The organism is Burkholderia sp. A9, assembly GCF_000801975.1.
The window spans coordinates 1-321 of the sequence record NZ_JSZN01000091.1 but is presented as its reverse complement, the minus strand read 5'-3'; the positions used below and the strand labels follow the sequence as shown (position 1 = coordinate 321).

Annotated in this window: 1 protein-coding gene; it reads right to left on the bottom strand. The window is 69.5% G+C overall.

Going from position 1 to position 321, the window contains the following annotated elements; all coding sequences use genetic code 11:
• A partial coding sequence (locus tag PI86_RS15590) for a magnesium chelatase domain-containing protein (protein WP_039324471.1) occupies positions 1–154 on the bottom strand: 154 nt, incomplete at its 3' end.
• Between the last annotated feature and the right edge of the window lie 167 nt (positions 155–321).

Here is a 321-nt window from a genome sequence, read left to right as displayed (position 1 = left end):
CGGCGCGCACGCGCTCGCGGCTTTCGCGGACTTCGAGATCGGGCAGGCCGACGATCGAGAACGACGGCAACCCGTTGGCAAGATGGACTTCGACGGTGACGTCCGGCGCGCGGCCGGCCGCCGGCGCGCGACTGCGCACCACGGCGAGCGACATGGCGAGGCTCCTGTAAATGAATCGGACCGGCAACGGCCGTTCGGGGCCGCATGCCGCGGATAGCGGAGGAATCGGTGCGCGCTTGCCGGCGTGGCGCGGGAAAGAACGAGGAACTGCGGAACGACGAACAGCGAAGAGCGGGAGACTGCGAAGAGCGAGGAACGGCG